The organism is Hymenobacter profundi (genome assembly GCF_019334315.1).
Lineage (GTDB): Bacteria > Bacteroidota > Bacteroidia > Cytophagales > Hymenobacteraceae > Hymenobacter > Hymenobacter profundi.
The window spans coordinates 113,609-120,555 of sequence record NZ_JAHWGL010000002.1 but is presented as its reverse complement, the minus strand read 5'-3'; the positions used below and the strand labels follow the sequence as shown (position 1 = coordinate 120,555).

General features: G+C 58.5%; 10 protein-coding genes. 7 read left to right on the top strand and 3 right to left on the bottom strand.

Features of this window, described 5'->3' with window-relative positions; genetic code table 11:
- Window positions 1-382: 382 nt before the first annotated feature.
- From KYK14_RS01500 to KYK14_RS01470, 7 genes are all read left to right on the top strand, one after another.
- Entirely contained in the window at window positions 383-739 is a 357-nt protein-coding gene (locus KYK14_RS01500) for a hypothetical protein (protein ID WP_219156365.1), read from the top strand.
- Window positions 740-751: 12 nt separating this feature from the next.
- Window positions 752-1,042 carry a hypothetical protein gene (locus KYK14_RS01495; RefSeq protein ID WP_219156363.1) on the top strand — a complete coding sequence of 97 codons (291 nt, stop codon included), beginning with the start codon at window positions 752-754 and terminating at the stop codon, window positions 1,040-1,042.
- Between the two features lie 10 nt (window positions 1,043-1,052).
- Window positions 1,053-1,421, top strand: coding sequence for a hypothetical protein (locus KYK14_RS01490; protein ID WP_219156361.1), 369 nt, complete (start codon window positions 1,053-1,055; stop codon window positions 1,419-1,421).
- A 78-nt stretch (window positions 1,422-1,499) separates the two neighbouring features.
- Window positions 1,500-1,829 (top strand): hypothetical protein, encoded by a 330-nt coding sequence (locus KYK14_RS01485; protein WP_219156359.1) that lies wholly within the window; start codon window positions 1,500-1,502, stop codon window positions 1,827-1,829.
- 156 nt (window positions 1,830-1,985) lie between these two features.
- Window positions 1,986-2,345, top strand: coding sequence for a hypothetical protein (locus KYK14_RS01480; protein ID WP_219156358.1), 360 nt, complete (start codon window positions 1,986-1,988; stop codon window positions 2,343-2,345).
- Window positions 2,346-2,469: 124 nt separating this feature from the next.
- Window positions 2,470-2,751 carry an antitoxin VbhA family protein gene (locus tag KYK14_RS01475; RefSeq protein WP_219156356.1) on the top strand — a complete coding sequence of 94 codons (282 nt, stop codon included), beginning with the start codon at window positions 2,470-2,472 and terminating at the stop codon, window positions 2,749-2,751.
- A 61-nt stretch (window positions 2,752-2,812) separates the two neighbouring features.
- Window positions 2,813-3,925, top strand: a complete 1,113-nt coding sequence (locus KYK14_RS01470; RefSeq protein WP_219156354.1) for a Fic/DOC family protein — start codon at window positions 2,813-2,815, stop codon at window positions 3,923-3,925.
- Window positions 3,926-4,033: 108 nt separating this feature from the next.
- Here the strand turns inward: KYK14_RS01470 and KYK14_RS01465 are convergent, their stop codons facing one another.
- The 3 genes from KYK14_RS01465 to KYK14_RS01455 all read right to left on the bottom strand — a co-directional run bounded on the left by KYK14_RS01465 (window position 4,034) and on the right by KYK14_RS01455 (window position 6,922).
- Complete coding sequence (locus tag KYK14_RS01465) at window positions 4,034-4,495, bottom strand: toll/interleukin-1 receptor domain-containing protein (RefSeq protein WP_343217044.1); 462 nt, start codon at window positions 4,493-4,495, stop codon at window positions 4,034-4,036.
- A 355-nt stretch (window positions 4,496-4,850) separates the two neighbouring features.
- Window positions 4,851-6,410, bottom strand: coding sequence for an E2 ligase fold family C protein (locus KYK14_RS01460; protein ID WP_219156350.1), 1,560 nt, complete (start codon window positions 6,408-6,410; stop codon window positions 4,851-4,853).
- The gene (locus tag KYK14_RS01455) at window positions 6,401-6,922 is read right to left on the bottom strand and encodes a Mov34/MPN/PAD-1 family protein (protein WP_219156348.1); all 522 of its coding nucleotides are present in this window, start codon (window positions 6,920-6,922) and stop codon (window positions 6,401-6,403) included. Before KYK14_RS01455 ends, KYK14_RS01460 begins: the two co-directional genes overlap by 10 nt.
- Window positions 6,923-6,947 lie beyond the last annotated feature (25 nt).

The following is a 6,947-nucleotide window of genomic DNA, read 5'->3' as shown; positions in this document are numbered from 1 at the left end:
GGAAAGGTTTTATAAGCCGGATGAGAGGCTTTGACCAGCTATTCACCAGCTAAAAGAAAGGTTTTATAAGCCTGGAACGTCCTCTCAAGGCTGGAAACGGGCAATACCACCGAGTCTCCCCACAGCCTGCTTTCCTTCGGGGGCTGACGGCTGCATCCCACCCGTCCTTACCAGTACGGCTCACCCCCACGCTGCCGTGGTATGAGCAAGGCGGTCCCTGGGAAAAACCACTTTTTATAAGCGGGAACCAAAGAAAGGTAACACCCCCCGTGCAATTTAGTAAGCTAAATAAGCGTTAATAATGGTGCTAAAAAGGCAACATTAATGCGACTCTTGACGTTTAATAATCATACGCAGTGCCCTTCAAAGCTCCCTGTTCGCCATGAATACTTCCTCCACCAACCGCCCCGCGATTGTCGAAGAAGCCTACACCATCTTGCTGCAGCTGGGCGGGCGCCGGTTCCTGGCCATGACCGGAGCAAACCAGCTGATGGCCGCCGGCCGGACAGCCAGCAACCCGAATCCCTGGCTGCGCCTGAATCTGTGTCGCAACCAGGCCCAGGTGAACCGTTTGAAGATTACGCTCATGCCCAGCGACACCTACAAGGTGGAATTCTATCACCAAGAGCTCGTCGACTGGGTGCCCGTCATCACCCACGCGCAGACGTTCGAAATGGTGTACGGGGAAGATTTGCCCGCCCTGTTTACGTCGGTCACGGGCTACGATACCCATCTCTAAGCTGTGGCGCCGATGAAAGCCAGCGAAGCCCCCACCATCCGCGACCGGGAGTGGAACCGGTTCCGCGCTCAGGTGCTTGCCGCCATCACTGACGTGGAAGCCCTGATGCAGCAGTTGGGCAAGAGCCTGGACGCCGAGGGCCTGACCTGCGAAGTGGGCCCGCGCCTGGGGCTGGACATCAGCACCCCCGCCGATTTTGACGTGCTCGCCCAGTTGGTGCGCGCCGTCCGGCCCGTAGCCCGCGAGCAGCTGCGCCGCACTAGCGAGGACCAGGGAGGCCAGTTTTCGCTGCTGCTGGCTTGATTCTTCCCTTTTGTTCCTACTCCCGATTCCAATGACGACCATCCGCCCCACTGCTTTCACTACCCTGGCGGATGCTCCCCAGCAGGCCTATCTGACCATTGAGCTGCCGCCGGCGGACGAGGCCGAAGCGGCGCGGCTGGAACACCTGCGCCGGCACGTGCAGGAGCACACGCACCAAGTCGACTTGCGCGAATTGGCACCTGCCGTACGGGAGCTGATGGGCAGCGGCTACCAAGTGGGATGCGGCAGCTCGCACATCTGGGTGCTGCGCCCCGGCAGCCCGGCGCGCCTGTTAATCATCGCGGACCAGCTAACGACGGCTTACCGGGATAATTCGGCGTCTTTGCCGCTCCCACCCACCTACGCAGGGCCCGGGTAGGGTTATCAGGCCGAGTCTATTTTGACCTTAATTGCGCCAAGCCGTAAAGATGCCAATTTAGCTTCTTTCTTTTACGGCATGAAAACCCCTAAACCCGCGCCGCTTACCATCCAGGTGCTGCCCCTGGAGCGCGAGCAGCTGCCCAAAGTGCCCGTATCCTGCCGCTCGCTGGCGGAGCTGATACACTCGCTGGGCACCCGCAAGGAAGTGTCGGAGGCCTGGAAAGTCGTGCCGCGCACCCTGGCCCTGCGCGTGCAGAAGCCCGAAACCGCCACCCTGGAGGAATTGCAGCGCCTGGCCGAGCTGGCCAAGCTGGACCTACCCACGGTATTTGAGCTGGCCTACTACCAGATGCGGTACCCGGTGGTCGTGCCCACCCCCCAGCGGGGTCGGCCCAAACAGCACTAGGCCTAGTGGCGCTGGCCCGTTCGCGTGGGCGTGGTGCATTTCATCACCAACTTTTTACCACTCGTCCTTTTTTCGCCCCGGGCGTGGGAGAGCTTAGTAGTTTCGTAGTGTCCCAGCCGGCGGAGTAGCGCCCCCGGATGATTAAAAGTAAACCGTATGGAAGTTGCCGAATGCCCGGAAGTGGCCCCGTTACCTTTTCCCAACCTGAGTCTGACCGTGTCCTACCCCGAGGCCCTGAGCTACGCCCAGGGGCGGTTGAAAATGCTGGGCAGCGGCGGGCTGAAGCCTTTTTGTGAAACGCACCAGCTCACCTACACCAACGTCATCAACCTGAAGAACGGCAAGCTCAAGCGCGAGGAGCCGCGCCTGGTGCAGCGGTTGCTCGGCACCCTGGCCGTGCCCACCGAGCTGCTGCACTACCCGCCGGGCAGCAAGACCCCGTGCTTCCTGCTGTCGGATGCCGAAGCACTGGCCGCCTTTCAAAGCCAGCTGAAGTTTCTCACCGCGGCGGAGTAGGCTTCCCGCACCACCCTTTTCGGGGCAAAAATTGTCACGGCAATCCCAGCAGTTCCGGCCGCAACGGGAGCCATTTAGTGCGGAAATACGTTTACTTTAGTGTACCACCCTTCACCCTCGATCGATGAAAAATAGCATCACGTATTCCGAGCGGGAGCAGACGCCCGCCCAGCGGCAGGAGCTCATCGATAAGGCCCGCGCCTGGAGCGTCGCCCAGGGTGCCGTGCCGGGTCCGGCTGCTGAAGCCGTGTACGCCCGTTATGTGGCCGGCGAGCTGACGCTGCAGGGCGTCACGGACGAGCTGAAAAGCTACTACGCCACCCGGGCCACTGCCCCAGCTGGGTCTGGCACCACGGCTGCGTCGGAAGGCATGATGCAGCCCGAGGAGCTGCTGCTGGCTTCGTAACCCCCACTACTCTACATGCTAACCCGCCTGGCCTTCGGCCGGGCGGGTTTTTTATCACTCATTGCTGCACGCCTTGGCCATTCAGGACGGATTCTACGACCCCACCCACCAAGTCATTTACAACCAGCTGGGCATCACCAACCAGGACGAGTTGCGGGAAGCCGAAGGGGCACTATCCATTCCCGCCATGCTGCGCGTGGTGCTCGGGGTGGTGGACATCCCGGGCCAGTTTGATGCCGCGCATATCAAGCAGATTCACCGCGAGCTGTTCAAAGACGTGTACGACTGGGCCGGACAGACCCGCGCTCATGGGCCCAACGGACCTTTTCAGGGCCAGAAGCCTACGTATGTGCTCAACCCAAAGGGTGACCTGATGCGCTACGGTCCCTACGAACAGCTTGACCAGCGCCTCGATGCCATCGGCGCCCAGCTCCAGCTGGAAAACAACCTGCGGGGCCTGAGCCCGGCGCAGTTCGCCCAGCGGGCCGCCTACTACTTCGACCAGTACAACCACACCCACGCCTTTCGCGAAGGCAACGGTCGCACCATCCAGACGGTGATGGCCGTGCTGGGGCGGCAGGCCGGCTACGAAGTCGAACTCGTACCGGCGGCCGCCGCGCAGCTCAACAACGTGCGCGACCTGGCCATCATCCGGCCTTACGGTCCTTTACAGCCAGAAAAGAACTTAGAAGCGCTGGCCCTGCTGCTGAGCACGGCCATTAAGCCCATTCCCGGCGCTGAAGCTGAAAAGCTGCGCGACCCCAGCCAGGCCCGACCGCTGGCGGCGCCCACGCCCGATATGCAGCGCATGGAAGCCCAGCGGATCCTGCAGGCCAGTGCCTACGTCATCGGAGGAGCATTGCGCGACATCGACCGAGGAGATACTACCCGCGGCAATCAGCTTTTGCAGCAGATGAGTCAGGTACTGAATGGCCAAGCGACGGCAACCGAGCAAGGCGGAAGCATTCAGCAAGCGGCTCTGGAAGTCTCCAAGCACCCGGTACTTAAGCAGGAAGCGCCGCTGGTGCTGCACGCAGTTGCCTTGGCGCAGAGCGTACAGCAGCTAGTGAAGTTAGAGCAGTCGGCTCAGATTCAAAGCCAAGACGAAGCAAAGGTGACGGCAACGATTAAGCAGAAATCTTCAGCCCTTAAGCCCCGTGGTCCTAAGCTATAATTCTTGTAATGGACTTATAGACCATAGCACAAGCTGGTTTGGCGAGTGAGCCACAAACGTCAGGGAGCTCGAACAGCTTTAAATGGCAAAGCTGTGCGGGCAGCAGCGCTAAAGAACGACTAGGTCAGCTAGTCTAGCTGCAACGTCTGTCATCGAATCGTCTGCGGTGTTCAGGCCAGTTCGCGAGCCGAGCAAGGGACTGACTTCGCGGAGGTCTTCATACGTCGTATTGTGCACGATGGGAACCAGTAATTCACGCGCTAGGAGCACCGAAAGTTCTTTGTCGGCGATGCCCTCGTTTTTGAGGCGGCGTAGCAGCGCAGGGGTCACCAGCACGATTCCGACGCGGGACTTGGCCAGCCCCTTGTCGATTTCGCGAAGCAAGGGCGAACCGAGAAGGACGTCCTTCTCGCTGAACCACACCGTGACACCGCGCGACACGAGCAGGTCATGCAGGTCCTTGGCAGCCCCTTGCCGGTCGTCCCATGCGTGGCAAAGAAAAACGTCCCGCAGGTCGGGTACAGACGAGCGATTCTCGATATTTTCGCGGATAGGGGTGAGCGCCCGCACCTCGGTAGGTGTGTACAGAACGACCGAACCTGGTCGCGACCAGCGCGCCCTTTGGCTTCTGCCGGACCCACCCCGGCTGCCCGAGCTATACCCCGACGAGTTGGAGGGTGTGTAGTAGGACGGGGATGAGTATGAAGAACCGTAGCCGCGGGAGCGGCCACCACATGCAGGGCAGTCCGCTGCTGCACTCGCTGTGCGATGTCCTCTTGATGGTGCTGTACATTGTGCCATGTTCTTCGCTTTTTTGGCTGTAATGGGCTGTAGTAGGGACCCGCAACCGAAGGTGCTGGCACTAACCAGATGAATATCAGAAAGTCCTTCCCATCCATGTAATTCAGGGAAAAGGACCTTTACATCATCCTTTGCTTAACTCGGCGGCATTTCTGTAGCTAATGCCTGTAAGGCCATCTAGGTACTTGTCCCGGTATGCTTGCTGGAAGTGTTTGTCATGACAAAAGCAGCGACTACCAGGCTGTTTCTGAACAGGAATATTTAAGTGAGCACCAAGGGGCTGCAGCAGGTTAATACGAGTAGTCGAAACCAGTTCAGTAGGGCGGATATTTAAGTCCTCTATAACTAATTCCGCTGCCAACATGACGCCAGCCAGTGCTGATTGGAATGCCATGGGCGTTTCATTGAGGTGCCCGGCTTCTGTCGTCAACAGAACGCCGCCACAAACGGTCTCCTGATAGAATCGGCGCAGCGGCCTGCCGACGAAGGGTAAGAGTAACTCCACAGGTTGCTGATTAATTACTGCAATCCGTTCGGCTAACCCGGCGTCAACAGCCACGTTTCGGTACAGGAGCTCGCGCACTTCAAGCTCGGGGAGCTTTAACGCTGAGGCCACCATTTCCGATTCTGACTGCCGCTGGCCTTTGGGCATGTACAGACACGCTAAGCAAACTTTTTCGATGAAGTCAGGATGGCGGGAAATGCCCAAGTCTGTACTTTGAGTCCAGGCATTGGTAATTCTACGTGGCAGGGATGACTGAATACTGATACGTGCGGCAGCACTGTCAACTGCTACCGCCACCCGTGGTAATACCCAGTTGGAACGCTGGCCAAGGTACTGGGACCAACTACCTTCAAAAGCTGCGGTAGTAAGCTTAGTACTGCCCAACCGAGCAATAGCCAGCATTACTTTGGCAAGGTTGATATCGTCCTGTGTGGCGAGCGCATAGCGTTGCAAGTTGCTTAGGTCGATTGTTTCGTCGTCCACTACAACCAAGGTTCCTTCAGCTTGGATTAGTTGACTTAAAGCCCACACTGCACCATTTCCAATAGCGCCGACTCCGACCAGAATGGTGTCGGACAACGAAATTACTTCTGGCCACGCGGGCTGTGCAGTATTCGCGTCATAGGTAAGCAGGGAAAGCCGAACTTCACTGTCGACCTGCGCATGTGGTAAAGAAGCTGCGAAGACGGTCCGAAAAACGTTGGCAACACCAAGGCAAGCTGCGGCACCAGCCCCAAATGGGTTACTGGAACTACCTGAACTCACGGGGGCATTGGGAGAAAACAGCGCCAGCCAATCTAACGAGCCCACGTAAAACGTAGGGCAGGCAGCATCGGTAGCTTGCAGTGCCGTGTCGCCCACAACGAGGGCAACACAACACCGGGAAGCGTGTAAATCGATTTTCGGATTGATAGCTTGTAATAGCGCCTCTACTGCGGGCACATAGGCTTGAGCCGCATGGTCAAGAGCCTGAACCATTATAATTGGGTACAGTCGGCCAAGCAATCGGGCACTCAAGTCAATAGTGGCCCGCCCTTGCGAAGAGGCTATGGCAGCGCCGTCGAAAGCCAACAAGACAGGGTTTGATTCCAACTGCTGTGCAAAGACGGTGCGGTCAAAATCGCGTAGCACCTGCGAGGCGGCAAGGGCGGCTTTTTCAAAGAAATTTGCTAGCGCCATGGCCAATACCAACGAAAAGGCCGACGAGGAGTGTCGTCAACGAGGTGAAGTAAAGCGGTCTTTTCAAAGGAACTGAGGTGGGCCCAGTGCCGACCAGTCTGCAGGCGGTACACCTCCCAGGTCGTTAGGTTAATGCCTTTCCGCCCGAAGTAGGGAACCACAACAGAAACGCCGCCTAGCACGGTGACGATGGGATAGGCATCATCCGTGTCCGAGTGGTAAGCACTCGTGGGGTGGCTGTGTATTTGCGCGACCAGTGTCAAGCCGGCTTCGTAGAGTTCCTGATTCAAACGCCGGAGTTCCGCACCAGGCACGACATATAGCAGGCCCTGCTCAGTTCGCGTTGCGTCTTGCTCGGGAATGATGGTGCGCCGGATGCGAAACGTATTCCCGTCGCGCTCCCCAGCCCAAAGGGCCACGCCCTCCAAGCCATCGCGGCCGGCCTGCTTTAAGTGAGCCAGGGCTGATTCAGCTAAGCTTCGCGGCAACTCGATGATGGTGAGTCCGGACAATCCCTCGGAAGTAGTCGGGGCCGTG